This is a genomic window from Stenotrophomonas rhizophila (assembly GCF_007667275.1).
Taxonomy (GTDB): domain Bacteria; phylum Pseudomonadota; class Gammaproteobacteria; order Xanthomonadales; family Xanthomonadaceae; genus Stenotrophomonas; species Stenotrophomonas maltophilia_AE.
In genome coordinates this window covers 1,340,897-1,365,573 of sequence record NZ_VDQT01000001.1, presented here as the reverse complement: position 1 = coordinate 1,365,573, position 24,677 = coordinate 1,340,897, and the positions used below count along the sequence as shown (strand labels likewise).

General features: G+C 67.9%; 27 protein-coding genes and 1 tRNA gene. 23 read left to right on the top strand and 5 right to left on the bottom strand.

Annotation, left to right across the window (positions count from 1 at the left end):
* Nucleotides 1–23 precede the first annotated feature (23 nt).
* On the bottom strand, nucleotides 24–977 hold the full coding sequence (locus tag FSZ13_RS05940) for an AAA family ATPase (protein WP_145478443.1): 954 nt from the start codon (nucleotides 975–977) through the stop codon (nucleotides 24–26).
* A 40-nt stretch (nucleotides 978–1,017) separates the two neighbouring features.
* Between FSZ13_RS05940 and FSZ13_RS05935 the strand changes: the two genes are divergently transcribed.
* Nucleotides 1,018–2,859 (top strand): glycosyltransferase family 39 protein, encoded by a 1,842-nt coding sequence (locus FSZ13_RS05935; RefSeq protein WP_145478442.1) that lies wholly within the window; start codon nucleotides 1,018–1,020, stop codon nucleotides 2,857–2,859.
* Nucleotides 2,860–2,878: 19 nt separating this feature from the next.
* On the opposite strand, the gene FSZ13_RS05930 is transcribed toward FSZ13_RS05935, so the two are convergent.
* Nucleotides 2,879–3,451 (bottom strand): Maf family protein, encoded by a 573-nt coding sequence (locus tag FSZ13_RS05930; RefSeq protein ID WP_145478441.1) that lies wholly within the window; start codon nucleotides 3,449–3,451, stop codon nucleotides 2,879–2,881.
* Between the two features lie 112 nt (nucleotides 3,452–3,563).
* Between FSZ13_RS05930 and FSZ13_RS05925 the strand changes: the two genes are divergently transcribed.
* The 19 genes from FSZ13_RS05925 to FSZ13_RS05835 all read left to right on the top strand — a co-directional run bounded on the left by FSZ13_RS05925 (nucleotide 3,564) and on the right by FSZ13_RS05835 (nucleotide 17,789).
* Nucleotides 3,564–4,073: a YceD family protein gene (locus tag FSZ13_RS05925; RefSeq protein WP_145478440.1), complete on the top strand. Its 510-nt coding sequence runs from the start codon at nucleotides 3,564–3,566 to the stop codon at nucleotides 4,071–4,073.
* A gap of 108 nt (nucleotides 4,074–4,181) precedes the next feature.
* A complete protein-coding gene (gene rpmF, locus FSZ13_RS05920) occupies nucleotides 4,182–4,379 on the top strand; it encodes a 50S ribosomal protein L32 (protein WP_070207941.1) in 198 nt (65 codons plus the stop codon).
* A gap of 55 nt (nucleotides 4,380–4,434) precedes the next feature.
* Nucleotides 4,435–5,412 (top strand): beta-ketoacyl-ACP synthase III, encoded by a 978-nt coding sequence (locus tag FSZ13_RS05915; RefSeq protein ID WP_145478439.1) that lies wholly within the window; start codon nucleotides 4,435–4,437, stop codon nucleotides 5,410–5,412.
* 63 nt (nucleotides 5,413–5,475) lie between these two features.
* Nucleotides 5,476–6,258, top strand: a complete 783-nt coding sequence (locus FSZ13_RS05910; protein ID WP_145478438.1) for a serine/threonine protein phosphatase — start codon at nucleotides 5,476–5,478, stop codon at nucleotides 6,256–6,258.
* Nucleotides 6,259–6,375: 117 nt separating this feature from the next.
* Nucleotides 6,376–7,320, top strand: coding sequence for an ACP S-malonyltransferase (gene fabD, locus FSZ13_RS05905; protein WP_145478437.1), 945 nt, complete (start codon nucleotides 6,376–6,378; stop codon nucleotides 7,318–7,320).
* Between the two features lie 76 nt (nucleotides 7,321–7,396).
* Complete coding sequence (gene fabG, locus FSZ13_RS05900) at nucleotides 7,397–8,140, top strand: 3-oxoacyl-ACP reductase FabG (protein WP_145478436.1); 744 nt, start codon at nucleotides 7,397–7,399, stop codon at nucleotides 8,138–8,140.
* A 153-nt stretch (nucleotides 8,141–8,293) separates the two neighbouring features.
* Entirely contained in the window at nucleotides 8,294–8,533 is a 240-nt protein-coding gene (gene acpP / locus FSZ13_RS05895) for an acyl carrier protein (RefSeq protein WP_145478435.1), read from the top strand.
* A gap of 105 nt (nucleotides 8,534–8,638) precedes the next feature.
* Nucleotides 8,639–9,901, top strand: a complete 1,263-nt coding sequence (fabF, locus tag FSZ13_RS05890; protein ID WP_145478434.1) for a beta-ketoacyl-ACP synthase II — start codon at nucleotides 8,639–8,641, stop codon at nucleotides 9,899–9,901.
* A gap of 147 nt (nucleotides 9,902–10,048) precedes the next feature.
* Nucleotides 10,049–11,440, top strand: coding sequence for an aminodeoxychorismate synthase component I (locus FSZ13_RS05885; protein WP_145478570.1), 1,392 nt, complete (start codon nucleotides 10,049–10,051; stop codon nucleotides 11,438–11,440).
* 174 nt (nucleotides 11,441–11,614) lie between these two features.
* A complete protein-coding gene (gene mltG / locus FSZ13_RS05880; protein WP_145478433.1) occupies nucleotides 11,615–12,673 on the top strand; it encodes an endolytic transglycosylase MltG in 1,059 nt (352 codons plus the stop codon).
* The gene (tmk, locus tag FSZ13_RS05875; RefSeq protein WP_145478432.1) at nucleotides 12,670–13,338 is read left to right on the top strand and encodes a dTMP kinase; all 669 of its coding nucleotides are present in this window, start codon (nucleotides 12,670–12,672) and stop codon (nucleotides 13,336–13,338) included. The genes mltG and tmk overlap by 4 nt, the downstream gene beginning before the upstream one ends.
* Nucleotides 13,331–14,287 carry a DNA polymerase III subunit delta' gene (locus FSZ13_RS05870; RefSeq protein WP_145478431.1) on the top strand — a complete coding sequence of 319 codons (957 nt, stop codon included), beginning with the start codon at nucleotides 13,331–13,333 and terminating at the stop codon, nucleotides 14,285–14,287. Before tmk ends, FSZ13_RS05870 begins: the two co-directional genes overlap by 8 nt.
* Nucleotides 14,284–14,637 (top strand): PilZ domain-containing protein, encoded by a 354-nt coding sequence (locus tag FSZ13_RS05865; RefSeq protein ID WP_068849648.1) that lies wholly within the window; start codon nucleotides 14,284–14,286, stop codon nucleotides 14,635–14,637. Before FSZ13_RS05870 ends, FSZ13_RS05865 begins: the two co-directional genes overlap by 4 nt.
* A 65-nt stretch (nucleotides 14,638–14,702) precedes the next feature.
* A tRNA-Val gene (locus FSZ13_RS05860) sits at nucleotides 14,703–14,777 on the top strand.
* A 299-nt stretch (nucleotides 14,778–15,076) separates the two neighbouring features.
* A complete protein-coding gene (locus tag FSZ13_RS05855; RefSeq protein WP_145478430.1) occupies nucleotides 15,077–16,165 on the top strand; it encodes a DUF5694 domain-containing protein in 1,089 nt (362 codons plus the stop codon).
* 346 nt (nucleotides 16,166–16,511) lie between these two features.
* Nucleotides 16,512–16,835: a SymE family type I addiction module toxin gene (locus FSZ13_RS05850; protein WP_145478429.1), complete on the top strand. Its 324-nt coding sequence runs from the start codon at nucleotides 16,512–16,514 to the stop codon at nucleotides 16,833–16,835.
* Nucleotides 16,836–16,861: 26 nt separating this feature from the next.
* The gene (locus tag FSZ13_RS05845; RefSeq protein WP_145478428.1) at nucleotides 16,862–17,131 is read left to right on the top strand and encodes a hypothetical protein; all 270 of its coding nucleotides are present in this window, start codon (nucleotides 16,862–16,864) and stop codon (nucleotides 17,129–17,131) included.
* A gap of 84 nt (nucleotides 17,132–17,215) precedes the next feature.
* Complete coding sequence (locus FSZ13_RS05840) at nucleotides 17,216–17,404, top strand: tautomerase family protein (protein ID WP_145478427.1); 189 nt, start codon at nucleotides 17,216–17,218, stop codon at nucleotides 17,402–17,404.
* The gene (locus tag FSZ13_RS05835) at nucleotides 17,394–17,789 is read left to right on the top strand and encodes a hypothetical protein (protein ID WP_145478426.1); all 396 of its coding nucleotides are present in this window, start codon (nucleotides 17,394–17,396) and stop codon (nucleotides 17,787–17,789) included. Before FSZ13_RS05840 ends, FSZ13_RS05835 begins: the two co-directional genes overlap by 11 nt.
* A gap of 74 nt (nucleotides 17,790–17,863) precedes the next feature.
* On the opposite strand, the gene FSZ13_RS05830 is transcribed toward FSZ13_RS05835, so the two are convergent.
* The 3 genes from FSZ13_RS05830 to FSZ13_RS05820 are packed head-to-tail and all read right to left on the bottom strand — an operon-like array spanning nucleotide 17,864 to nucleotide 20,438.
* Nucleotides 17,864–19,135, bottom strand: coding sequence for an FG-GAP repeat domain-containing protein (locus FSZ13_RS05830; RefSeq protein ID WP_145478425.1), 1,272 nt, complete (start codon nucleotides 19,133–19,135; stop codon nucleotides 17,864–17,866).
* A 17-nt stretch (nucleotides 19,136–19,152) separates the two neighbouring features.
* Nucleotides 19,153–20,067: a hypothetical protein gene (locus tag FSZ13_RS05825; RefSeq protein ID WP_145478424.1), complete on the bottom strand. Its 915-nt coding sequence runs from the start codon at nucleotides 20,065–20,067 to the stop codon at nucleotides 19,153–19,155.
* An 8-nt stretch (nucleotides 20,068–20,075) separates the two neighbouring features.
* Entirely contained in the window at nucleotides 20,076–20,438 is a 363-nt protein-coding gene (locus tag FSZ13_RS05820; protein WP_145478423.1) for an H-NS family nucleoid-associated regulatory protein, read from the bottom strand.
* Nucleotides 20,439–20,629: 191 nt separating this feature from the next.
* Between FSZ13_RS05820 and FSZ13_RS05815 the strand changes: the two genes are divergently transcribed.
* The 3 genes from FSZ13_RS05815 to FSZ13_RS05805 all read left to right on the top strand — a co-directional run bounded on the left by FSZ13_RS05815 (nucleotide 20,630) and on the right by FSZ13_RS05805 (nucleotide 24,586).
* Nucleotides 20,630–20,980: a hypothetical protein gene (locus FSZ13_RS05815; protein WP_260844091.1), complete on the top strand. Its 351-nt coding sequence runs from the start codon at nucleotides 20,630–20,632 to the stop codon at nucleotides 20,978–20,980.
* Between the two features lie 82 nt (nucleotides 20,981–21,062).
* Nucleotides 21,063–21,482 (top strand): helix-turn-helix transcriptional regulator, encoded by a 420-nt coding sequence (locus FSZ13_RS05810; RefSeq protein ID WP_186308843.1) that lies wholly within the window; start codon nucleotides 21,063–21,065, stop codon nucleotides 21,480–21,482.
* A 113-nt stretch (nucleotides 21,483–21,595) separates the two neighbouring features.
* The gene (locus FSZ13_RS05805; protein WP_186308842.1) at nucleotides 21,596–24,586 is read left to right on the top strand and encodes a sensor histidine kinase; all 2,991 of its coding nucleotides are present in this window, start codon (nucleotides 21,596–21,598) and stop codon (nucleotides 24,584–24,586) included.
* Nucleotides 24,587–24,677 lie beyond the last annotated feature (91 nt).

Below are 24,677 nucleotides of genomic sequence, written 5' to 3'. Positions count from 1 at the left end.
CGGTCTCCCCAGCCGCTGCGCACTCAGTCCACCGCAACCGTCTGCAGGATCGCGCGGGCCAGCGCCGGCCCGCTGCTGGCTTCGGCCTCGGGCACCAGGCGGTGCCCGGCTACCGCCACGAACAGGGTCTGTATGTCTTCGGGTACTACATGGCCGCGGCCCAGCAGCAGCGCGTGCGCCTTGGCCGCGCGCAGCAGCGCCAGGCCGGCACGTGGCGACAATCCGACCCGTACCCCGGCGTGCTGGCGGCTGCGTGCCAGCAGCGATTGCACGTACTGGATGAGCGCTTCGCTGGCATGCACCTGGTTGACGGCATCGCGCAGCGCGCGCACCTGGTGATCGTCCAGGCACGCGGTGGCCTGCGCGATCAGGTGGCGGCGATCGGTGCCGCGCAGCAGCTCGCGTTCGGATTCCGGGTTCGGGTAACCCAGCGCCAGCCGCAGCAGGAACCGGTCCAGCTGCGAATCAGGCAGGGGGAAGGTGCCGGACAGGTCCACCGGGTTCTGCGTGGCGATGACGAAGAACGGATCCGGCAGTGGATGGGTCACTCCGTCCAGGGTGACCTGCTGTTCGGCCATCGCTTCCAGCAGCGCGCTCTGCGTGCGCGGCGGTGCGCGGTTGATTTCATCGGCCAGCAGCACGTGGGTGAAGACCGGGCCGGGATGGAACTGGAACTGTCGGCTGCTCGCTTCGTAAACCGAGACGCCGAGCACATCTGCCGGCAACAGATCCGAGGTGAACTGCACGCGCTGGAAGCCGAGCCCCAGGCTGGATGCCAGCGCGTGGGCGAGCGTGGTCTTGCCCAGGCCGGGCAGGTCTTCGATCAGCAGGTGGCCGCCGGAGAGCAGCGCAACGAACGCCAGGCGGACTTCATGGGCCTTGCCGAGCACCAGTCCGTTGACCTGTTGCTGGGCATTCTGCAAAGCCTGTCGCAGTTCTTCGGGTAGCATGGCGGGCACGCGGGGCGAATTTTCCATGTCCGTCTCGTCTCGATGATTCCTTCGATTCTATAGAGCAATGCAGGGCGAACAACGCGCACGCACGATTTTTCTGATGTTGTGGACGCTCATCACCGCGGTCAAGCTGGTGGTGGCCGCGCGTCTGCCCCTGTTCGTGGACGAAGCGTTTTACTGGCAGGAAGGCCAGCACCTGGCCGCAGCCTATTCGGATCTTCCTGGACTGACTGCCTGGCTGGCCCGGCTGGGCGTTGAGCTGGGCGGCAATCACGTGCTGGCACTGCGCCTGCCGTTCCTGGCGATCGGCGCCACCCTGCCATGGCTGGTATCGCGCATCGCCACGCGCTGGTTCGGCGCGGTGGCCGGCTGGCAGGCCGGCAGCCTGACCCTGCTGATGCCGTTGTCCGCGACGCTGGGCATGCTGGCCGTGCCCGACGTGCCGATGGCATTGGCCGCCGTGCTGTGCCTGGATGCCGGCGCGCGCCTGCTGCGCAACGTCGACGCTGCCGCAGCGGTGAAGTTGTCGCTGGGCCTGGCGATCGGTGCGCTCAGCCATTACCGCTTCATCGGCGTGATCGTGGTCGGCTTCGTCGCCCTGCTGTTGCTGCCACAGGGGCGGCGCAGCCTGCGCGATCCGCGCGTGTGGGTGGCGTTGGCGGTGGGCGTGATGGCTTGGCTGCCGCTGCTGGCCTGGAATGCCGACAACCAGGACGCCGGGCTGAAATTCCAGGTGGTGGAACGGCATCCGTGGGCCTTCCAATGGAGTGGCCTGTGGTTCCTGGTGATCCAGCCGATGCTGGTCACGCCGATCCTGTGCGTGGCGATGTGGAAGGTGGCGTTGGCCGGCACCCGTCCGGGCGGCGGTGCCCGCGAGCAGTGGCGCTACTTCGGCCTGGTCGGGGCGGTGTCCACGCTGGCGATCTTCGCGCTGGGCTTCTTCACCGACGTCGAACGCATCAGTTTCCATTGGCCGCTGCCCGGCTACCTGGCCCTGCTGGTGGCGGTGCCGGTCGTGCTCAACGGCTGGCCGCGCTGGTTGCGCCGCACCGGCTGGTGGCTGGCCGGCACGGGACTGGCACTGGCCTTCGGCTATTACCTGATGGCGTCCAGCCCGACCCTGCGCGCGCAGCTGGCGGGCGACAAGTATTACCCGCGAAATTTCGCCGGCTGGGCACCACTGGCCGATGAAGTGCGTGCGGAGCTGGCCGGCATGCCGGAAGGCACGCGGGTGCTGGCGGGGAACTTCAAAGTGGGGGCCGAGCTCGGCTTCCAGCTGCGCGATCCGCGCATCGAAGTGCTGCGCCACCCGCTCAACGACAAGCACGGCCGCACCGCGCAGCTCGGGCTGTGGGGGTTGCTGCACGATGGGCAGCGCGATGCGCCGATGCTGCTGGTGCTGTCGCCCAGCGACCAGCGCTACCGCGACCTGCTCGAGCGTTACCACGACATCTGCCGGCAGGTCGGTCCGTTGCCGCCGCCGCGCGTGGTCAGCCAGGACCACGGCTACCAGCGCTTCCTGTTGTTCAAGCTGCCCGCGCAGCGCGTCGAGGGCCCCTGCGTGACCCCGGCGATGGCCTGGATCGACGCGCCGGTGCAGGACGCCCGCGTCGGCGAGCGCATGGACGTGCGCGGCTGGGCATTCAAGGACGGGGTGGGGCTGTCGCGGGTCGAGCTGTTGATCGACGGCGCGCCGGTGGGCGATGCCGCCTACGGGCGTGCCTACGACATCACCCCCGCGTGGAAGATCTCCACCGATCCGCAGCACCCGAACGTGGCCTTCGATGCCACGCTCGACACCCGCGCACTCGCACCGGGCCGACACTGGTTGGGCATGACGCTGTACGGCAACGACGGCAGCGTGGAGCAGTGGCAGGAACAGGCGTTCACCGTCCCGTCCCGCTGAGCCGGCGGCGTCGCCCGGCTCAGGGCAGCCGGTAGCCGGCCTCGCGCAGCAGCCCGGCCAGCGCGATCAGCGGCAGGCCGATCAGCGCGGTGGGATCGCGGTTCTCGATTGCCTCGAACAGGGTGATGCCCAGCCCCTCGCACTTGAAGCTGCCGGCGCAGTCCAGCGGTCGTTCAGCAGCGACATAGCGGGCGATCTCGTCGCGCTCCAAGGCGCGGAACCTTACCTGGGTCAGGTCGCAGGCCTCCAGCACCTGCTGGTCGCGGACCAGGCAGATCGCGGTGTGGAAGGCTACGGTCTGGCCCGACATGGCAGCCAGCTGGGCCTCGGCGCCGGCGACATCGCCGGGCTTGCCCAGCGGGGTTCCATTCAGGTCGGCGACCTGATCCGAGCCGATCACCCAGCGGTCCGGGTGCCGCGCTGCCACCTCGGCCGCCTTGGCCCGCGCCAGCCGCACTGCCAGGGCCCGCGGCGCCTCGCCGGGGGCAGGGGACTCGTCCACGTCCGGCCGCGCCGTCTCCAGCGGCAGGCCCAGCCGTTCCAGCAGTTCACGGCGATAGCGGGAGGTGGACGCCAACAGCAGGGGAAGCATGCGACAATACCGGGCAGCAGGGAGAGTGGGGCGCACTCTACCGCACCGGGCGTGCGCCTTGGGGCGGAGGCATTTGACAACGGCCCAAAGCGTCCTTAACATTCAGCGGCTTATGTCCGCGAACGTGCCCGAAACGCTGGATGCCTGGCGCATGGTCGCAGCACGAAGGTGCTTCGACGGTCAGGTAGAACTGGCTGAAATGACCCGCCTGCAGGGCCTTGTTGCCGATACCGAAGGAAAGTGCAGCTTTGCGCTGGAGTTCGGTCACGACGAGGTGCTGAAGGTATCCTATGTGGACCTGTCCATCGAAACCGCGCTGCCGCTGATCTGTCAGCGCAGCCTGCAGCGCTTCCTGCTGCCGGTGTCGGTGAAGCAGCGTCTCGGCCTGATCCGCAGCGAAGACGAGGAGTCCGCGCTGCCGGAGGAGTACGAGGCGATGCTGGTGCCGGAACACGGCAACCTGCGTCCGCTGGACCTGGTCGAGGACGAACTGGTCCTGGCCGTCCCCGTGGTACCGCTGTCGCCCGAGGGCGAGGCGGTGAACCGGGACTGGGCACCGACCGAAGAAGAACAGAGCAAGGCCAATCCGTTCGCGGCATTGGCGGCGTTGAAGAAACAATAGCAGCCGGATTGTCGTCGGCGGCTGCGGCGAAAGCGAAGAATGTGCTGGGCGCTGGCGTCCTGCGCGACGATACGACGAAGCAAATCGAACCGAGTTTGGAGCAATCCCATGGCTGTGCAGAAATCCCGTGTTACCCCGTCCCGCCGCGGCCAGCGCCGTTCGCATGACGCCCTGAGCGCCAAGCAGCTGTCCACCGATCCGACCACCGGTGAAGTGCATCTGCGTCACCACATCACCGCCGACGGTTTCTACCGTGGCAAGAAGGTGATCGCGACCAAGTCGAACTCGGCCGTCGAAGAAGATTGATTCGTGAGGGCCGCTGTCCGCCGGACAGCGGCCTTTACCTTTTACAGGAAATGCAATGAGCAAGCGGATCTACTCGAGGATCGCGGGCACTGGTAGTTATTTGCCCGAAAAAGTGTTGACCAACCAGGATCTGGAGAAAATGGTCGACACCAGCGATGAGTGGATCCAGACGCGTACCGGCATCCGTGAACGGCATATTGCCGCCGACACGGAAACCACCAGCGACCTCGGCTACCACGCCGCGGTGCGTGCGCTGGAAGCGGCCGGTATCGATGCGTCCCAGCTCGACATGATCGTGGTGGGTACCACCACCCCCGATCTGATCTTTCCCTCCACCGCGTGCCTGATCCAGGCCAAGCTCGGTGCGAGCGGCTGCCCTGCCTTCGACGTCAACGCCGCCTGTTCGGGCTTCGTGTTCGCGCTGGGCGTGGCCGACAAATTCATCCGTTCCGGTGATGCCCGCCATGTGCTGGTCATCGGTGCGGAAACCCTCACCCGCATCGTCGACTGGAACGACCGCACCACCTGCGTGCTGTTCGGCGATGGCGCGGGCGCGGTGGTGCTGAAGGCCGATGAAGACACCGGCATCCTCAGCACCCACCTGCATTCGGATGGCAGCAAGAAGGAACTGCTGTGGAACCCGGTGGGCGTCTCGGCCGGCTTCGGCGAAGGCGAGCAGGCCCGCGGCGCGATCCTGATGAAGGGCAACGACGTGTTCAAGTACGCGGTCAAGGCGCTGGACTCGGTCGTTGATGAAACCCTCGATGCCAACGGCCTGAGCAAGGCCGACCTGGACTGGCTGATCCCGCACCAGGCCAACCTGCGCATCATCGAAGCCACCGCCAAGCGCCTGGACATGTCGATGGACCAGGTCGTGGTCACCGTCGACAGGCACGGCAACACCTCGTCGGCGTCGGTGCCGATGGCGCTGGACGTCGCAGTGCGCTCCGGCAGGGTCCAGCGCGGCCAGCTGCTGCTGCTGGAAGCCTTCGGTGGCGGCTTCACCTGGGGTTCGGCGCTGCTGCGTTATTAATGCGTTAATCGGTTCACACGAAACGGCCCCGATGGGGCCGTTCTGCATTTCTGGAGATGTGTCATGGTCGAACCCATCGTCATCGAAGGCCAGCGCGCCTGGCTGAAGCAGTACGGCGAGAGCAGCCGCGCGGTCGCGCTGGGCCTGCTCAGGTTCGTGGCCAACCGTTTCCAGCTGGACGCCCTGCGCCCACCGCCGCATCGCGGCGGCGATGCCGCCCGTGAGACCGAAGCGCGGCGCCTGGCCGAGCTGCAGGCCCAGGGAGTAAACGTGCCGCACGTGATCGGCAGCGGCCATGCCTCGCTGGTCCTGGGCGACAACGGCCGCTCCTTCAACACGTGCCTGCGCCAGGCCGACGATGCCGGCCGCGACGCACTGGTGTCGGCCGCCATGCAGGCCATCGTCGTGGCCCACGCCCGGGGCGCCTATTTCGGCCAACCGCTGCCGCGTAACCTGACCTGGGATGGCCAGGCCATCGGCTTCATCGATTTCGAGGAAGACCCGCTGGAAGTGATGGACCTGGCCCAGGCCCAGGCCCGCGACTGGCTGATGTTCGGCTACGGCGTGGCCAAGTACTACGAACACCGCCCCGAGCGGCTGCAGGCGCTGATGGCGGCAGCCATGGACGGCGAAGACGCCCCGGTCCTGGCGCATGCGCACGCGGTGTCGGGTCGGTTGCAGCGCCTGGCCCGCTACAGCATGAAGATGGGGCGTTCGGCGCGCGCGCTGGCGCACGCCATCCTGGTCGTGCACGGGGCCACTACGCTGGGCATGTTGATGCTGGTGGCGATCTGTTTCGACTTCTTCAGCGACGGCGATCTGGACATCCTGCAGCTGTTTGTCTGAGGGCGTGCCGACCCACGGTCGGCACCTGCCTGGGCCTGGTCAATACGCGCCAGTACAGACGAAGCGCGCTTTTCCCCCTTATCATTCGCCGTTCGTTTTTTGCAGGCGGATTTCCGCGTGACCGATTCCAATCTCGCTTTCGTGTTCCCCGGCCAGGGCTCGCAGTCGCTGGGCATGCTGGCTGAACTGGCCGAACTGCACGCGCAGGTGCGCGAGGCCTTCACCGAAGCCTCCGACGGCGCCGGCGTGGACCTGTGGGCGCTGTCGCAGGGCGGCCCGGAAGAGATGCTGAACCGCACCGAATACACCCAGCCCGCGCTGCTGGCCGCCAGCATCGGCGTGTGGCGCGCCTGGAAGGCCGTGCACGGCGCCCAGCCGGCGGTGCTGGCCGGGCACAGCCTGGGCGAATACACCGCGCTGGTTGCCGCCGGCGCGCTGTCGCTGCGTGATGGCGCCCACCTGGTGCGCCTGCGCGGCCAGCTGATGCAGGAAGCCGCCCCGGCCGGCGTCGGTGCCATGGCCGCCGTGCTCGGCGCCGAGGATGCGCTGGTCAAGGAGGTCTGTGAACAGGCTTCGGGCAGCCAGGTGGTGGTCCCGGCCAATTACAACTCGCCCGGCCAGATCGTGATCGGTGGCGACGCCGAGGCGGTCGACCGCGCGCTGGCCCTGCTCGCCGAAAAGGGCGTGCGCAAGGCGGTGAAGCTTGCCGTCAGCGTGCCCTCGCATACCCCGCTGATGCGCGAAGCCGCCAATCGCCTGGCCGAGACCATGGCCGGCCTGGACTGGCGCGTGCCTAACCTGCCGGTGGTGCAGAACGTCGACGCACGCATCCATGACGGCATCGACGCCATCCGCAGCGCCCTGGTCCAGCAGCTGTACCTGCCGGTGCAGTGGACCGGCTGCGTGGAGGCGCTCGCCGCCCGTGGCGTCACCCGCGTGGCCGAGTGCGGCCCCGGCAAGGTGCTGACCGGATTGATCAAGCGCATCGACAAATCGCTGGATGCGCGCACACTGTCCACGCCCGCCGACTTCGAGACCGCCCGCGAGACCTGGGCTGCCTGATGACTTTCGACCGTGCCCGTCACGTGCCAGCCCCCGGGCTGGCGCCGCGGGTCGGTCCCGTTCGAGGAAACTGAGCATGAGCAAGCCCCTTCAGGGTGAAATCGCACTGGTCACCGGCGCCAGCCGTGGCATCGGTGCGGCGATCGCCGACGCACTGGCCGCGCAGGGCGCGACCGTCATCGGCACCGCCACCACCGAATCCGGCGCGACGGCCATCGGCGAACGCCTGGCGGCGGTGGGCGGCCATGGCCGCGCGCTGAACGTGACCGACCCGGCCGCGCTGGACGCCGTGCTGGACGGCATCGCCAAGGAATTCGGTGCGATCAGCATCCTGGTCAACAACGCCGGCATCACCCGCGACAACCTGTTGCTGCGGATGAAGGACGAAGACTGGCAGGCCATCCTCGACACCAACCTGACCAGCGTCTACCGCACCTCCAAGGCGGTCATCCGCGGCATGATGAAGGCGCGCAAGGGCCGCATCATCAACATCGCCTCGGTGATCGGTGTGACCGGCAACGCCGGCCAGGCCAACTACGCCGCGGCCAAGGCCGGCATCATTGCCTTCTCCAAGTCGCTGGCCAAGGAAATCGGCTCGCGCGGGATCACCGTCAACGTGGTGGCCCCGGGCTTCATCGACACCGACATGACCAAGGCCCTGCCCGAAGAGCAGCGCACCGGCCTGGTCAAGTCGATCGCCCTGGAGCGCCTGGGCGAGCCGTCCGACATCGCCAACGCGGTGGCGTTCCTGGCCGGTCCTTCGGCCAGCTACATCACCGGCGAAACCCTCCATGTGAACGGCGGCATGTACATGCCGTAAGCATGTGGTGCAGGGAATGCACCGCAAGTGGTTGATCTGAATGGTTTTTTGCAGAAATGCAAGGGGCCTGCGGTTTCCACTACACTATCCCACGGCCATCGCCATTTGATGGCGTCACTTTTTGAACCACTACTCCATCTGGAGCGATATCCAATGAGCACCATCGAAGAACGCGTCAAGAAAATCGTCGTCGAACAGCTTGGCGTCAAGGAAGAAGAAGTCACCAACGGCGCATCGTTCGTCGATGACCTGGGCGCCGACTCCCTGGACACCGTCGAGCTGGTGATGGCGCTGGAAGAAGAATTCGAGTGCGAGATCCCGGACGAAGAAGCCGAGAAGATCAGCACCGTCCAGGCTGCAATCGACTACGTTTCGGCTCACGTCAAGGCGTGATGTCGGGCGGCGTGCGCGCGATCGTGGCCAACGCCGCCATCGCGCGCAGCAATCCCATGGGGCCGCGCTAGCGGCCCTGTGTTTTTTGAGTCAGGAGAATCTGCAATGAAGCGTCGCGTCGTCGTTACCGGCATGGGCATGGTCTCGCCGTTGGGCAATGATATGGCCACCAGTTGGAAGGGCATCACCGAAGGTCGTTCCGGCATCGGCCCGCTGACCAACGTTTCGCAGGCCTACCTGGACCGTTTCACCACCAAGATCGCAGGTGAGGTCAGGGACTTCGACATCACCGCCGACAACGAACAGTTCGGCAAGTTCCGGGTCAGCGGCAAGGATGCCAAGAAGATGGACCCGTTCATCCATTACGGCCTCGGTGCCGCCTTCATGGCCTTGAACGATTCGGGCCTGGAGATCACCGACGGCAATGCCGAGCGTATCGGCGCCATCGTGGGCGCGGGCATCGGCGGCCTGCTGGGCATCGAGGAACAGACCATCGAGTTCCACGAGGGCAAGAAGATCTCGCCCTTCTACGTGCCCAAGACCATCATCAACATGCTGCCCGGCCAGCTGAGCATCATCACCGGGTTGAAGGGGCCGTCGTTCTCGGCGGTGTCGGCCTGCGCCACCTCCAACCATTCCATCGGCACCGCGATGCGCATGATCCAGTACGGCGACGCGGACGTGATGGTGGTCGGCGGTGCCGAACGTGGCTCCTCGCCGACCGCGCTGGGCGGCTTCTGCGCCATGAAGGCCATGAGCACCCGCAACGACGCCCCGGCCGAAGCCTCGCGCCCGTGGGACAAGGAACGCGACGGCTTCGTGCTCGGCGACGGCGCCGGCATCCTGATCCTGGAAGAATACGAACACGCCAAGGCGCGTGGCGCGCGCATCTACGCCGAGCTTGCCGGTTTCGGCGCCAGCTCGGACGCGTACCACATGACCGCGCCGAGCGAGAACGGCGAAGGCGCTGCCCGCTGCATGACCATGGCCCTCAAGGACGCCGGCGTCAGCCCGGACCAGGTGGGTTACCTCAATGCGCACGGCACCTCCACCCCGCTCGGCGACCTCGGCGAAACCATGGCGATGAAGACCGCCTTCGGCGACCACGCCTACAAGATGATGGTCAGCTCCACCAAGTCGATGACCGGCCACCTGCTGGGTGCGGCCGGTGGCGTGGAAGCGATCTTCTCGGTGCTGGCGCTGCGCGACAACATCATTCCGCCCACCATCAACCTGCACGAAGCGGGCGAGGGCTGCGACCTGGATTACGTGCCCAACACCGCACGCGAAGCCAAGGTCGACGTGGTGATGTCCAACGGCTTCGGCTTCGGCGGTACCAACGGCACGCTGGTGTTCAAGCGCGTCTGAGTCACGCTGCGACAGCTGTCTGCCAAGGCCGCCCACCGGGCGGCCTTGGCACATCTGGGCAATGCGCCCGGTAGCGCCGGCCGTTGGCCGGCCCCCACAATGCCAGACCGGCTCGCCGCCGGCCCCGACACCACCGCCGGTATTCCCATGTTCCAGACCCACCTGCTGCCAGACACCACCGACCTGCTCGCGCTACAGCGTCTGGCACCGCTGCGTTACCCGCTGTTGATGGAATCCACCGCCTCGGGCACTGCCCAGGGCCGCTGGGACCTGCTGCTGATGGGCAACGGCGAATCGCTCGCACTGCACGCCGACGGCGTCGTGCGCGATCACGCCGGCACCGCGCACGCCGGCACCTTCCTCGACGTACTCGACGCGCACTGGCACGCCCTGCGCCTGCCGCGCGAGGGCGCGCCTGATTCGCCGTCGCCCGTTCCTGGCGCAGGGCGCCGCCTGCCGTTCCGCGGCGGCTGGGCGCTGATGCTGGACTACGAACTGGCCGGCCAGATCGAGACCGTGCTCGATCTGCCCGCACGTGCCGACGGCCTGCCCAGCGCGCTGGCGCTGCGCTGCCCGGCTGCCGTGCTGCATGACCGCGTGCTGGGCCAGTTCCATGCGGTCTGCGAGAGCGGGCACGACGCGCTGCTGGAGGTGCTCCAGCAGGACCTGGCAGCTAGCGCCACGCTGCCGCCGCTGCCGCAGTGGCAGCCGCCTGCCGGGATGGAAGAGGATGCGCCCACGCGCTTCACCGACGGCGTGGGCAAGGTGATCGACTACCTTCGTGCCGGCGACGTGTTCCAGGTGAACCTGTCGCGGCGCTGGGTCGCGCACTTCGAGCAGGCGCTGTCGCCGCACGCGCTGTACGCGCAGCTGCGGGTGGCGAACCCGGCGCCGTTCGCCGGCCTGTTCATCGCGCAGGGCAGGGCGGTGGTGAGTTCTTCGCCGGAGCGGCTGGTGTCGGTGCACGGCGACGACGTGCAGACCCGTCCGATCGCCGGCACGCGCCCGCGCTTCGAAGGCGACGACGACGCCGAGCGGATCCGCGAACTGGTGGGCCACCCCAAGGAGCGCGCCGAGCACGTGATGCTGATCGACCTGGAGCGCAATGACCTGGGCCGCATCTGCAGCCCCGGCAGCGTGGAAGTGGACGAGCTGATGAGCGTGGAAAGCTACGCCCACGTGCACCACATCGTGAGCAACGTGCGCGGTCGCCTGCGCGCGGGCGTGAGTCCGGGCCAGGTGATTGCCGCCACCTTCCCCGGTGGGACCATCACCGGCTGCCCCAAGGTGCGCTGCATGCAGATCATCGCCGAGCTCGAACAGACCGCACGCGGCGCCTACACCGGTGCGTTCGGCTGGTTGAACCGCGACGGCGACCTGGACCTGAACATCCTGATCCGCACCGCCGAGGTCGCCGGTACGACGGCGGCGTTCCGTACCGGCGCCGGCATCGTGGTCGATTCGGATCCGGCCAGGGAACTCGACGAAACCCGCGCCAAGGCCCGTGGCCTGATGCGCGCGCTGGGTCGGCGTGACTGAGCCAAGGTATGCTGTAGGGCGGGTGTGGGCGGTTCGGGCACTGCGGGGACACGCATGGCGTGTCACTACCCAACCGGCGCACCCGCGTAGAGACACGCCACGCGTGTCCCCGCGGAAACGAATGAACCCGTAGAGCCACGCCCTGCGTGGCTGCACCACCCCACCGAGGTAGGCATGGCAGGCGTAAAACGAGGTTGTTTCACCGTCCTGGCGGTAGTGCTGCTCGGCGCACTGCTGCTGGCCGCCGCCGGCGCATGGTTCTGGCACAGCCAGAGCGGCTTCGCCGACGCGACCATCACCCCCGACCAGGAAAGCGTGGTCATCGCCCCGGGCGATGGCCTGCAGACGGTCCTGCGCAAGCTGCGCGACGCCGGCGTGGACGAAGGCAACGACACCCAGTGGCAGCTGCTTGCGCGCCAGCTCGACGCCGCCGGCAAACTCAAGGTCGGCGAATACGCACTGGACGCGAAGCTCACCCCGCGCGAGCTGCTCACCCGCATGCGCCAGGGCCGCACCCTGCAGCACCGCGTCACCATCGTCGAAGGCTGGAACATCCGCCAGCTGCGTGCCGCGCTCAAGCGCGCCGACCCGCTGGTCCACACCACAGATGACCTGGACGATGCCGCGCTGATGAAGACGCTTGGTTTCCCGGGCCAGCATCCGGAAGGCCGCTTCCTGCCGGAAACCTACGTCTACCAGCGCGGCGACACCGACCTGGACGTGCTCAAGCGCGCCCATGCCGCCATGGAAAAGGAACTGGCGGCCGCGTGGGAAAGCCGCGCCGACGACCTGCCGCTCAATTCCCCGTATGAGCTGCTGATCCTGGCCTCGATCATCGAAAAGGAAACCGCGCTGCCCAGCGAACGCCCGCAGATCGCCGGCGTGTTCGTGCGCCGCCTGAAGATGGGCATGCGCCTGCAGACCGACCCGACCGTCATCTACGGCATCGGCAGCAGCTACGACGGCAACATCCGCAAGCGCGACCTCACCACCGACACGCCGTACAACACCTACACCCGCGCCGGCCTCACTCCGACCCCGATCGCCATGCCGGGCCGCGACGCCCTGCAGGCTGCCGCACGCCCCGCGGCCGGCGACGCGCTGTATTTCGTGGCGGTAGGCGATGGCAGTGGCGCGCACGTGTTCTCGGCCAACTACACCGAGCACAACGCCGCCGTGGCGCGGTACCTGCAGCAGCTGCGCCAGCAGCGCAGCCAGGCGGCGCCGAAGTGAGCGCCGCACTGCGCCGCCACCCGCGTTTCATCAGCCTGGAAGGCGGTGAAGGCGCGGGCAAGACCACCGCGCTCAACGCCATCCGCGCCGCGCTGGAGGGACGGGGCCACGAGGTCGTGCTGACCCGCGAACCCGGTGGCACGCCGCTGGCCGAGCGCATCCGTGCGCTGATCCTCACCCCGGATGCGGAGATCGCCAACGAGCCGCTCAGCGCCGAAGCCGAGCTGCTGCTGGTGTTCGCGGCCCGTGCCCAGCATGTGCGCCAGCAGATCGAGCCGGCGCTGGCGCGCGGCGGCTACGTGCTCAGCGACCGCTTCACCGATTCCAGCTATGCCTACCAGGGCGGTGGGCGCGGGCTGGACCCCGCCTGGATCGCCGACCTCGAGCACCGCGCGGTAGGCCTGCAGCCCGGGCTGACCCTGCTGCTGGACGTGGACGTGGCGGTGGGCCGCGCGCGCGCCAGCGGCCGCGACCTGGGGCCGGACCGGATCGAAAGCGAGCAGGACGATTTCTTCCAGCGCGTGCGCGCGGTCTTCCGCGCCCGTGCCACCGATGACCCCGCGCGCTTCCAGTTGATCGACGCCAGCCAGGACCAGGCCGGCGTGGCCGCCCAGGTGGTGGCTGCGGTCACCGCATACCTCGGCAAGGAGGGTGGCAATGGCTGATTTCTCGCCCTGGCAGCAGCGCGCCTACGACCAGACCATCGCCGCGCTCGACGCCGGCCGGCTGGGCCACGGCCTGCTGATCTGCGGCCCGGCCGGGCTTGGAAAGCGCGAGGTGGCGCTGCGCATGGCCACCCACGTGCTGACCCGCGGCGAACCCGCCGCCGCCCAGCGCAGCGCCCAGCTGATCGCCGCCGGCACCCACCCGGACCTGCAGCTGGTCTCGTTCATCCCGAACAAGTCCGGGGACAAGCTGCGCACCGAAATCGTCATCGAACAGGTGCGCGAGATCTCGCAGAAGCTCTCGCTCACCCCGCAATACGGCATCGCCCAGGTGGTGGTGGTGGACCCGGCCGACGCGATCAACCGCGCCGCCTGCAACGCCCTGCTGAAGACCCTGGAAGAACCGCAGCCCGGCCGCTACCTGTGGCTGATCAGCAGCGACCCGGCGCGCCTGCCGGCCACCGTGCGCAGCCGCTGCCAGCGCCTGGAATTCAAGCTGCCGCCGCGCGAGGAGAGCCTGGCCTGGCTGCAGGCCCAGGGCCACAGCGAAGCCAGCGCCCGCGAGGCCCTGGACGCCGCGCGTGGCCACCCCGGCCTGGCCGACGACTGGCTGCGCAACGACGGCCTGGCCCTGCGCCGGCAGGTCGCCAGCGACCTGGAGGCGCTGGTGGCCGGGCGCTCCGGTGCGGTGGAACTGGCCCAGCGCTGGACCGCCGACGAACACGCCGCCCTGCGCCTGCGCCATGCCGCCGACCTGGCGCTGGCCCAGGCCACCGGGGGTGGCTTGACCGATCCGGACCGATTGCACAAGCTGGGCGCCTGGTTCGACGCCGCCAACCGTACCCGCGATCTGTTGCGCACCACCGTGCGCGCCGACCTGGCGGTGGTGGAATTGTTGTTGGCCTGGAACAAGGTCAACGAGCGGCACGCAAAGGGGAATAGAGCATGAGCGCCACCAACGCCCGCCAGGGCATCCTGTCGCTGGCCGTCAAGGACAAAGCGTCGCTGTACAGCGCGTACATGCCGTTCGTGAAGAACGGCGGCATCTTCGTGCCCACGCCGAAGCGCTACTTCCTGGGCGACGAAGTGTTCCTGCTGCTGACCCTGCCGGACTCCAGCGAGCGCCTGCCGGTGGCCGGCAAGGTGGTCTGGGTCACCCCGGCCGGCGCCCAGGGCAACCGCGCAGCGGGCATCGGCGTGCAGCTGGCCGACGGCCAGGAAGGCGAGAACGTGCGCAACAAGATCGAGACCGCGCTGGCCGGCACCCTGAACTCGGACAAGCCTACGCACACGATGTGAAGAAATTCATCGAAACCCGTTGACGCGAAATTTTGCCGCCCTATAATGAGCGGCTCAGCAGCATCGGGCGGTTAGCTCAGCGGTAGAGCATTGCCTTCACACGGCAAGGGTCGCAGGTTCGAACCCTGCACCGCCCACCACGATTCAGTCAGAAAAGCCTCCGGAAACGGGGGCTTTTTTGCGTATGGGCGATACTTTTGCCTGAAACGGGGAGGCGAAAGTTCCAAGATCGCAGCTTCATAGTGTCTGCCGTCGGTGGCGCGGCCGGAGTGACGTGTTCGTCCTGCACGGTGCGCAGCTGTTCGGCACTCTGCCTGTCCCGGCACGTCCCGATGCACCGACCGTCCAAAAGGTTGCAATGACCAACGGGGGTTCTGCCCTGATACCGGCTGGACCAGTATCCGGTCAGGCACATCATTGACCATCGAAAGGACGCACCGTGATCGAACGCATCGGCAGTCTGTTGATCCTGGGGTTGTGCAGCGCGAGCGCGTGGGCCGCTGCACCTGGCTATGTCCCCGACTTCCATCCCGAGCAGTTCAAGGGCCCGCCCGCAGGGCGCCCCAACGAGGTGCTGGTGCTGGGTTCGGCGCACCTCTCCGCCTTGCCGAAGACCTTCAGTCCCGATCAGCTGGAACCGCTGTTGTCGCGACTGGAGGCCTGGAAGCCCGAGGCCATTGCGGTGGAGGCGGTGTCCGGGCTGCAGTGCGACTTCATGCGGCGCAATCCTGCTCGCTATGCGGAAAGCGTCAGCATGTACTGCCCGGACACCGCGCCGGCGGAGGCGGCGACCGGGCTGGATGTGCCCGCAGCCAACGCCGAAGCGGACCGCCTGTTGGCGTCATGGCCGGCCGCGCCGAGTGCCGCCGAACGACGTCGCCTGGCGGCCGTGTGGCTGGCGGCGGGAGAACGCAATTCCGCGGTCGTGCAGTGGCTGCGCCTGCCCGCGCCGGAACGCATCGCTGCCGATGGGTTGAGCCCGGCCCTGGTGGCGTATCTGGACAAGCGCCTGCAGGGGCACGATGAGTCGGTGCTGGTGGCGGCGACGCTGGCTGCGCGGCTCGGCCTGGAACGGGTGTGGGCCGTGGATGACCACACCGCCGATTGGTCCACGCCCAAGGCGTTGGAAAAGGCTGCGGGCGAAGCCATCATGAAAGCCTGGGACAACCCGTATAACAAGGCGCGAGCGAATGCGGACGCGGCATTGGAAGCCAACCTCGGCAAGCCAGGAGCAATACTGGCCATGTATCGCAGCTACAACGCTCCGGGCATGGCGTTGCAGGCGTATCGCAGCGACTTCGGTGCCGCGCTGACCGAGCCATCGCCGCAGGGCTTCGGGCGCGGTTATGTCGGTTACTGGGAAACCCGCAACCTGCGCATGGTGGCCAACATCCGCGACGTGCTGGGGCATGCACCCGGTCAGCGCTTGCTGGCCATCGTCGGCGCATCGCACAAGGCCTACTACGAGGCGTACCTGTACCAGATGCACGATGTGCAGCTGGTCGACGCCGCCGTCGTGTTGCGCTGACGCGTCGATGGAAAGCGAAGTCGGGGAGCGGGCTGAAGTGTGACCTGCTTGCGCATATTTGGCGGTATTAGTTGTCAGTTGCGTCATCCATTAGGCACGGTCAACTAAGCTCGGCGGATCAACAGTAACAAACGATTTCCCACCTTCCGCATGATCCTGCATGGTGCTGTGCAGAGCCTAGGAACTCTAAAACGCAACACAATGTTGGACGTTTCGTTGTCGGGAGGGCGGCTAATACAAGACCCTCGTGGAAATACGCCCGCCGTTTTTTGTGTTGCTTTTACGGTTCCTAGCCTCCCGACGCTCTTGTCATCCTGACGAGAGCCATTCGTGCCGGAGGTCCAACATGTTCAATGCTCGGGCGAGTACGCCCTACGAGTACGAAGCGCGCCGCAAGCGCAAACCTTACTCCCGCCCGCCACGCACCTACAGGATGTGCGCGCAGTGGTATGAGCTGCACGACGGGATGGGGCGATACGAGCCCGTCCCCTGTCTCAGGCTGAGCGGCCGCTGGCTGCGGGACGCCGGCTTCGTGATCGGTGCCCGAGTAGCGGTTGAGATCAAGGAGGGGTCCATCACCCTCACCGTTATCGAAACCCCTGCGCTGATCGTGCCGAAGGTTTCCCGAAAAGCGCAGCAGGAACTGGCCCGCGTCGGGGGGATGTCATGAGCAGGCGTGTACTCATGCGGGCAAAGATGGAAGACACGCTGCGGGCCAATTTCCAGGCTGCTGCGGCGCGAGATTTCAAGCCGGCGGCCACCGTGCTGCGTCAGCTCATGCAGGCTTACGTGGCGGTCCAGAATGCCCCGTCCGGCTCGGTGGCGACGCGGCCTGGCAATGCAGTGCCGGTCGCCGCCGCTGCCGTGGCAAGGCTGACGCCGCCCCCTCGCCTGCAGGGCGATGACCGTGATGCCGAAGCGCTCTTCCAACGACAGTGCAGGTGGAAGAACAGCACCGGCCGATGAACGCGAGCGGACGGGTGGCGAGAGAAGGGCGCCTGTGATCTCATTGGTGCCGCATGAACCCGCATGCGTCCGGAGAGAGCCGCCATGCCGTTGGCCCGCATCGATCTTCGCAAAGGCAAGCCCGCCGACTACCGGCGGCGCGTGGGGCAGGTGGTATGCGATGGACTGCATGCCGCCGTAGGAATTCGTCGGGAGGATGTGTTCATCAACCTGGTGGAAGTGAAGCGGGAGAACGGGTCGTTCGGGAATGGGGTGGCGCAGTATGCGGCCTGAGGTTGTGCGCAACGCAGCGGCGAAGCTGCTGGTGGTTTCGGTGATCTACGCGTTCGCCATCGTATGGGGCGTGGAATGGCTGCTCGACCATCTGCGTTCGCGCGCGTTTGGCATGGGGCCTGAGCTGCAACCACGCTGGGTGCGCACGGCACTGGCGTTGGCGCCGTTCGCTCTGTTCTCGCTCTGGGTAGCGCTGCGCCGCCCACCTCGCACGCGCAGGGGTTACATCGCCGGCTTGGCACTCTCGATCGTGCTATGGGGCTGGTACTACGCCGACGGGCTGATGAACACCGGCGGGGGCGCCAACATCGGGCTGGGCATCGTCATGCTGCTCTCGCCCCTGCCAGTATTCATCGCCACTTGGTGGTTCGCCCGGAAGACGTGAGTTTCGGGGACGTTTGAGTGGCTGGAATCAGGCGTGCATGCCCCTCGGAAGCCGGGTCTGCGGGAGATGGAACGCTATTGCTCTGAATCGGCTTCTGGGCGGACCTGTTCCTGTTGCGCACCGCGGCTGAGCAGCAGCCGCGCCTGCGACTGCCAGCCACCGATGAACAGGTCCGGCTTGCCGTCTCCGTCCAGATCTCCCTGCGCCATGCTCCAGCTGCGGCCCACGGTGGCGGCAGGAATCACGGTAGCGGTGACGTCGCTGAAGTTTCCTTTCCCATCGTTCTGCCACGCACGTACCTGCAGCGGCACGAAGCCCGGAACATCGATGGCGCTCACCACCAGGTCGGGATGACCGTCGTGGTTGAAGTCCACCACCGTGCCGCCCCAGCTCGAGAAGCGGTGGCGGGGCAGGCGTGCGGCGGTTTCGTCCTTGAAGCGCGCGTCGCCCTGGTTGATCAGCAACCGGGTCTGCGGATCCTTGTCCCACTCGCGGTTGTTGCTGGTCAGATTGAAGAACACCAGGTCCAAGCGGCCGTCACCGTTGGCGTCGAGCGCATGCACTTCGCGCGTTTCGGTCGGCACCTGTGGGCCCAGCCGGTCGGTCGCGTCGACGAAACGTCCGTTGCCGTCGTTGAGCAGCAGCCGGTTCAGCGGATCCTGGCTGGCGATGGCGATGTCCAGATCGCCATCGCCGTCCACGTCAGCCAGCGCGATGCCCTGCGCCTGCACGTCGATGTTGGGCAGGTGGGTGGCCGTGGCGTCGATGAACCAGCCCGGGCGCGCAGGGTCGTTGAGCCACAGGAACGGCTGTGCCCGGCCCTGCTTACCTTCGGTGGTGTTGCCGACGAAGATGTCGGGCAGGCCGTCGCCGTTGAGATCGCCGACCGCCACCCCATTGGCCTGGCTTTTCGCCGGCAGGCGCTCGCTCACCCGCTTGAAGCCACCTTTGCCATCGCCCAGGAACAGGTTGTGCTGTTCGGTGTCTTCGGCGATGAACAGCACATCGGGGTGGCCGTCGCGGTTGAAGTCGGCCACGCGGACATGTTCGTTGTCGCCGCTGAGCGGCCCGAACGCACCGGCTGCGTGGGTGAGCTTGCCGCTGCCATCGTTGAGGTAGAGCCGGTTGGCGCCGTTCTCCACCGCCACCGCAACGTCAAGGTCGCCGTCGCCGTCGGCATCCAGCAGGGCGGCATCGAGCGCATGCAGGTCGGGGTCGGTGGGAACGTGGGTCGCAGTGACGTCGACAAACACTGTGCCTGGTGAGGAGGCCGGCGCGGCGCATGCCGCAAGCGGTGTGGCAGCAAATGCAGTGAGCAGCAGGAAGCGCGGCGTCGTTCGGGTCATGCGGTACGTTCTCCGGGTCAGTCAACCACGACCAGCTGACGCTTGAAGCTTGGCCACAGCGCCAGCTTGTGGGTGACGTTGGTGATGGTGCGGCGTGGGTCGGTGGGGTGCGGCCGGGTGGAGGTGGTGGTCCGGCCCTGGCGCCACAGCCCGAACATCACGATCTCCGCGCCTACCGGGAACGACTGCAGCCAAGCGGCGTCGCCGTGGCCGACGCTGACTTCATGGAAGTCGCGCCGGTCGGTGATGCCGGTGCGCTGGTACTTCGGGGCGCAGTTGAGGTACACCGCGTCGGGCTGCACGCGGTGCGAGCGGACCGTGCCCAGCAACGCCATGGGCAGTTCCGTGGACGTCGCGGCCAGTCGCTCCCCGGCCTCGTCGTAGCGATCCGGCGTGTAGAAGAAATTCGCCCAGTCCACTTTCTTCTTGCCCAGGCGCAGGGTCAGGTGCTCGGCGAACAAGGCATCGCTTTCGCACAACGCGCGCAGCACCAGCAGGTCGGCGAGGGTGTGCAGGTAGCGGTCCGTGGCGGGGTCGACGGCCTGGCGATCAGCGCTGCCGCGCTTCAGTCCCTGCTGCAGGACCAGCAGGCGAAGCTCGTGCCTGCCGTCTGCGAGCACGGGCAGGACGTCAGGGTCGGCGCCAGCGGCGAGCAGCGCCTGGAGATGACCGGGCGCGTCATACCGGCACCCGGGCTGGTGCTCGGCACCCTTGCTCAGGGTGAGGTAGGCCGGCACCTGGACGGGCGCGGCCTGGTCGGCGTGGCCGCGGCTGTGCGCGGCCACGAACTTCAGCAGGGCGCCGCAGCCGGGGCTGTCGCAGAGCAGGGTGGGCAGCGTCTGCTTCGTGTCATGGCGCTGCTGGAGGTCTGCAACGCGATGCACGGTGCCGTGCGTCCCCACCGCCCTGCGCAGCTTGATGGAGCGGTTCATCTCCCTGCTCAGCCCGGATACGCCGGGAAGCGCTCGTCGGGGTGGTGCTTCTTCCATTCGGTGTGGGCCACGGTGCCTTCCCAGGCAAGGAAGGTCTGCGGCACCCGGCCTCGGCCGGACCAGGTTTCCTGGGTGTGCGGCAGCCAGTAGCGCGGCGGCAACGGCTCGCGTGCTGTTTTGGCGGGTTTGGCACGCCGGGCCGGGCTGGCCGCTGCATCGCCGGCCACCAGGGCGCGGATCCGCTGCTGTTGTTCGGGGCTGAAATCGGCGTAGCTGGCGTTGAGCAGCACGGTGACGCGCTCGTACGCCTCCTTGGTGGCCGCCCGCAGCAGGGCATGCGGGGAGGGGGAGGCGGATGGCGTGCGGGACATGGGACTCCAGGACAAAGGACAGACCGGCGCACGATAGCAAATACGGGGTGATCGCTCCGGGCAGGGTGCCGATTACTCTTTCGGGGCATGCGCGCGGCACGGAACAGGTCCCCAATGGCCGCAGCCAGATCGAACGCTGGAGACCACCGGTGCAGCTGCTCTACGCAACCTTTCCTGACCGCACTCCCGGAGTGGGGTTGCTCCTGCTGCGCCTGTTGTTGTCCTCGATGCTGGTGTGGCCGTGGGGGCTGCGCGCGGTTCCGCCGCAGGGCGATCTGATCGGCTGGGCATGGATGGCTGCGGTGCTGCTGGCGCTGGGCAGCCTGCTCCCGCTGGGCATACTGGCCGCGGTGTTCGTGGCCTGCCTGGATCCGGGACTGCAGGGCTGGCCCGCTGCGGGCCTGCTGATCAGCCTGCTGTTGCTGGGACCGGGCGCGTATTCGGTGGATGCGACGCTGTTCGGCCGGCGGGTGGTGGAGCTGCCGGCAACCCCGCGCAGGCAGCGCAGGTTCCGCCCCCCGCACGATCACCCGAAAGAGTAGCGGGGTACCCCGCCGATCGGGGCTGTGGCGGCGTGGGTGGCAGGGGCAGCATACAAGGCGACTCCGGCGAGGTTTTCCTCCTGTGCGCGCCAGCCCCGTAGCCCCCGTTCCGGCACTGCTGCCTGACCCGTCGACACCGGCCTGCCTGCGCGGATGTGCAGCGGCCACGCGCGCGGTCGAGCGTGGCGTGGACTTCATCGAGGCACATCTGTCCGAACCGCTGCAGCTCAGTGCGATCGCGCAGGCGGCGTGCATGAGCCGGTTCCACTTCGCGCGCATGTTCCGCGAGCAGACCGGGCTCAGCCCGATGCAGTACCTGCGCATGCGCCGCATCGAACGCGCCCGGCAGCTGCTGCAGGTGGACGGCCAGCGCATCGGCCAGGTCGCCTGCGAGCTGGGCTTCTATGACCAGAGCCATTTCGTGCGCTGGTTCCGGCGCAGCCTGGGCTGCACGCCGTCGGCCTATCTGCAGGACGTCCGCGCGGGCGGCGCCTGCCAATAGGGACCGACATCCTTCTGCCGAACCGTTTTTGTATGATGGCGCATGCGCTGGCGCCGCGCCGCGCGGGCAGGGGACCGATCATGGCGTACGGATTACGAGGTCTGGCCTGTGCCTTGCTGTTGCTGGTTGCCGGCACCGCGGTCGCGCTCGATCCCGCCCGCGCGATCGGCCAGTTCCACCACACCGCATGGACCGTCAACCAGGGCGCTCCGGGCCAGGTAACCGCGCTTGCCCAGACCGCCGATGGCTATCTGTGGCTGGGCACGGAAATCGGGCTGTACCGGTTCGATGGCGTGCGCTTTACCCGTTTTGCGTCCACCGGCGGCGACGCGTTTCCCGCCACCAGCGTGTCCACGCTGTACGCGTCCGCCGACGGCGGCCTGTGGGTAGGGTTCCGCTACGGCAGCGTCAGCCGCATCGACGGTGACCGGGTGCGTCACTACGGGCCGGCCGATGGCTTGCCGACCAGCACCGTGTTCCGCTTTGCCGAGGACGGGGAGGGCCGTTTGTGGGCCGCCACGTTTACCGGCCCGGTCGCGCTGCACGGTCAGCAATGGCAGCGTCCGACGGCGGATATGGGCTATCCGGGCCGGCAGGCACGCACGTTGTTCACCGACCGCGCCGGCACGCTCTGGGTAGCCACCGAGAATGGCATGGTGGTGCTGCGCCGTGGCACGCGTACCTTTACCCCCGTGGCGTCCACGGTCGGACGCGTCAGCCAGATCGCGCAGGCTCCGGACGGCGCGATCTGGGTCGCCGAGGCCGACGGCGGTGTACGCCCGTTGGCAGGGAAGGGTGGCGCATCGCCGGCCTCCGATCCTACCGGGCCCAGCGCATCGGCCGGCTTGATCTTCGATCGCGACGGCGTGCTCTGGGCGACCACGCTGGGCACCGGGCTGGTACGGCGTTCGCCGGCACGCCCGGGCGATGCCTTCGAAATGTTCCGGCGCAGCGACGGCCTCAGTTCGGACTACCTGCAGCCGTTGCTCGAGGATCGCGAAGGCAACCTCTGGGTAGGCAGCAGCCGTGGCCTGGACCGCTTCCGCCACGCCAACCTGGTGCAGGTGGCGATGCCGGAAGGCGCGCAGGACTTCGCCATGGTCGCCGACGGCGATGCGCTGCTGGTGGGCACGCGCAACCACGCCCTGCAGCGGGTGGACAGCGTGTCGCGCCAGCCGCTGGCGCTGCGCTCGGCGATCACGGCGATGCATCGCGGTACCGCTGGCGAACTGTGGCTGGGCGGACCGGACGGTCTGTGGCGGATGCGCGGCGGCCGGTTCGAGGAGGTGTCCGACCTTCCGGTGTCGGTGCGCTCCGGCGTACAGGCGATCGCGACCACGCCGGACGGCACGGTCTGGCTGTCGTTGAATACGCCCGGCCTGCACCGGTTGCGGCAGGGCCAGTGGACGCACCTGAAGGACCTGCCCGACCTGCCGTCGAACGGTTCGCCGCTGAGCATGCAGGTGGACGCGCGCGGTCGCCTGTGGCTTGGGTTCGCGCGCAATATCGCGGTGGTGCTCGACCAGGAAAAAGTGACCACGCCGTGGACCGGCCAGGCCATCGACGTGGGCAACGTCACCGCCCTGTACGAAGACCAGCATGGGATGTGGATCGGGGGCGAGCGCGGCCTGGCCCTGGTCACCTCCGGTCGCCTGCGCAATGTGGTGCCGGGCGTGCGCGAGGACCTGCGCGGGATCAGCGGGATCGTGGCCGATGCGTCCGGCGATGTGTGGTTCAACGGCGCGCGTGGCGTGGTGCGTGTACGTGCCGCTGATGTCGATGGCTTGTTCGGTGGCCGCGGCAACCCGCGCTACGAACGTTTCACTGCGCTCGACGGCTTGCCGGGCATCGCCGCCCAGTTCCGCCCGCTGCCGACCGCAGCGCGCACGCAGGATGGACGCCTGTGGTTCGCCACCACCAGTGGCCTGGTGTCGATCGACCCGCGCCGGATCCTGCGCAATCCGGTGGCACCGCCGGTGGAGATCCTCGCCGCGACCGTGGATGGCGCGGCGGTGTCGATCCATGACGGCAGCGTGGCGCTGCCGGCGGGTGCGCGTAACCTGCGCATCCGCTTCACCGCGCTGAGCCTGTCGATCCCCGAACGGGTGCGCTTCCGCTACCAGCTGGAAGGATTCGATTCGGAGTGGGTGGAAGGGGCTGCACGCTCGGCGATGTACAACGCGCCGGGCTCGGGACGGTACGTCTTCCGGGTGACGGCGAGCAACAATGATGGCGTGTGGAACGAACGGGGCGCCCAGCTGGTGGTCACGATCGCGCCGCACTACTGGGAAACCGGCTGGTTCCGCGCGCTGTGCGTGCTGGCTGCTGCGGCACTGCTGTGGCTGCTGTACCTGGCCCGGTTGCGCCAGCTGGCCGCGCGCATCCGGACCCGGCTGGACGAGCGTCATCGCGAGCGCGAGCGCATTGCGCGCGAGCTGCACGACACCCTGCTGCAGAGCACGCAGGGGCTGATCCTGCGCCTGCATGCTTCCAGTCGCAAGCTGGCAGTCGACGACCCGGTACGGCAGGAACTGGAATCGGCGATGCGCATGGCCGAGCGCGTCGGCGCCGACGGGCGCGAGCGCGTGCGGGGTCTGCGCGGTGACGTGGACCACGCGCGCGACCTCGGTGCCGCCTTGATGGCGGTGCTGGAAGATGCGCACGGGCTGGACACGCCGGCGGTGCGCCTGGTGGTGGAAGGAACCCCGCGGCCGATGCAGCGCAGTGCCGCTGAAGAGGCGTACATGATTGGACGGGAAGCGATGCTCAATGCGTTCCGGCATGCGAACGCCGGCAGCGTACAGGTGTCGCTGGGGTACGGGCGCCAGGCCTTCCGGCTGCGCGTGCACGACGACGGGGTGGGCTTCAACCAGGACGCCGGTGCCGAAGACGGCCACTGGGGGCTGGCGGGCATGCACGAGCGTGCGGCCCGCGCCGGGGGCAGCCTGGCGATCCGCTCCGGCCGTCCCGGGCGCGGCACCGAAATCGACCTGCAGATTCCTGCAGCGTTCGCCTGGAAATCGCCGTACCGCCCCGGCATCGCCGGCCTGCGCGACCGGCTGCGCGGCGCGCTCAGGCGCGTGCGCCACGCACCGCGCGGGTAAAGCGCACCGGCGTACAAGCGGCGTGGTGTGCATGTCTGTTCCCATGTGCGCAGCCCTCCCCCCGAGAAGGACGCACCGATGTCCCCACGCC

Coding starts and splice junctions, on each gene's coding strand:
- FSZ13_RS05940 (WP_145478443.1), bottom strand. CDS start 977: ATGGAAAATTCGCCCCGCGTGCCCGCCATGCTACCCGAAGAACTGCGA.
- FSZ13_RS05935 (WP_145478442.1), top strand. CDS start 1,018: ATGCAGGGCGAACAACGCGCACGCACGATTTTTCTGATGTTGTGGACG.
- FSZ13_RS05930 (WP_145478441.1), bottom strand. CDS start 3,451: ATGCTTCCCCTGCTGTTGGCGTCCACCTCCCGCTATCGCCGTGAACTG.
- FSZ13_RS05925 (WP_145478440.1), top strand. CDS start 3,564: ATGTCCGCGAACGTGCCCGAAACGCTGGATGCCTGGCGCATGGTCGCA.
- rpmF (WP_070207941.1), top strand. CDS start 4,182: ATGGCTGTGCAGAAATCCCGTGTTACCCCGTCCCGCCGCGGCCAGCGC.
- FSZ13_RS05915 (WP_145478439.1), top strand. CDS start 4,435: ATGAGCAAGCGGATCTACTCGAGGATCGCGGGCACTGGTAGTTATTTG.
- FSZ13_RS05910 (WP_145478438.1), top strand. CDS start 5,476: ATGGTCGAACCCATCGTCATCGAAGGCCAGCGCGCCTGGCTGAAGCAG.
- fabG (WP_145478436.1), top strand. CDS start 7,397: ATGAGCAAGCCCCTTCAGGGTGAAATCGCACTGGTCACCGGCGCCAGC.
- acpP (WP_145478435.1), top strand. CDS start 8,294: ATGAGCACCATCGAAGAACGCGTCAAGAAAATCGTCGTCGAACAGCTT.
- fabF (WP_145478434.1), top strand. CDS start 8,639: ATGAAGCGTCGCGTCGTCGTTACCGGCATGGGCATGGTCTCGCCGTTG.
- FSZ13_RS05885 (WP_145478570.1), top strand. CDS start 10,049: ATGTTCCAGACCCACCTGCTGCCAGACACCACCGACCTGCTCGCGCTA.
- mltG (WP_145478433.1), top strand. CDS start 11,615: ATGGCAGGCGTAAAACGAGGTTGTTTCACCGTCCTGGCGGTAGTGCTG.
- FSZ13_RS05870 (WP_145478431.1), top strand. CDS start 13,331: ATGGCTGATTTCTCGCCCTGGCAGCAGCGCGCCTACGACCAGACCATC.
- FSZ13_RS05865 (WP_068849648.1), top strand. CDS start 14,284: ATGAGCGCCACCAACGCCCGCCAGGGCATCCTGTCGCTGGCCGTCAAG.
- FSZ13_RS05850 (WP_145478429.1), top strand. CDS start 16,512: ATGTTCAATGCTCGGGCGAGTACGCCCTACGAGTACGAAGCGCGCCGC.
- FSZ13_RS05845 (WP_145478428.1), top strand. CDS start 16,862: ATGGAAGACACGCTGCGGGCCAATTTCCAGGCTGCTGCGGCGCGAGAT.
- FSZ13_RS05840 (WP_145478427.1), top strand. CDS start 17,216: ATGCCGTTGGCCCGCATCGATCTTCGCAAAGGCAAGCCCGCCGACTAC.
- FSZ13_RS05835 (WP_145478426.1), top strand. CDS start 17,394: ATGCGGCCTGAGGTTGTGCGCAACGCAGCGGCGAAGCTGCTGGTGGTT.
- FSZ13_RS05830 (WP_145478425.1), bottom strand. CDS start 19,135: ATGACCCGAACGACGCCGCGCTTCCTGCTGCTCACTGCATTTGCTGCC.
- FSZ13_RS05825 (WP_145478424.1), bottom strand. CDS start 20,067: ATGAACCGCTCCATCAAGCTGCGCAGGGCGGTGGGGACGCACGGCACC.
- FSZ13_RS05820 (WP_145478423.1), bottom strand. CDS start 20,438: ATGTCCCGCACGCCATCCGCCTCCCCCTCCCCGCATGCCCTGCTGCGG.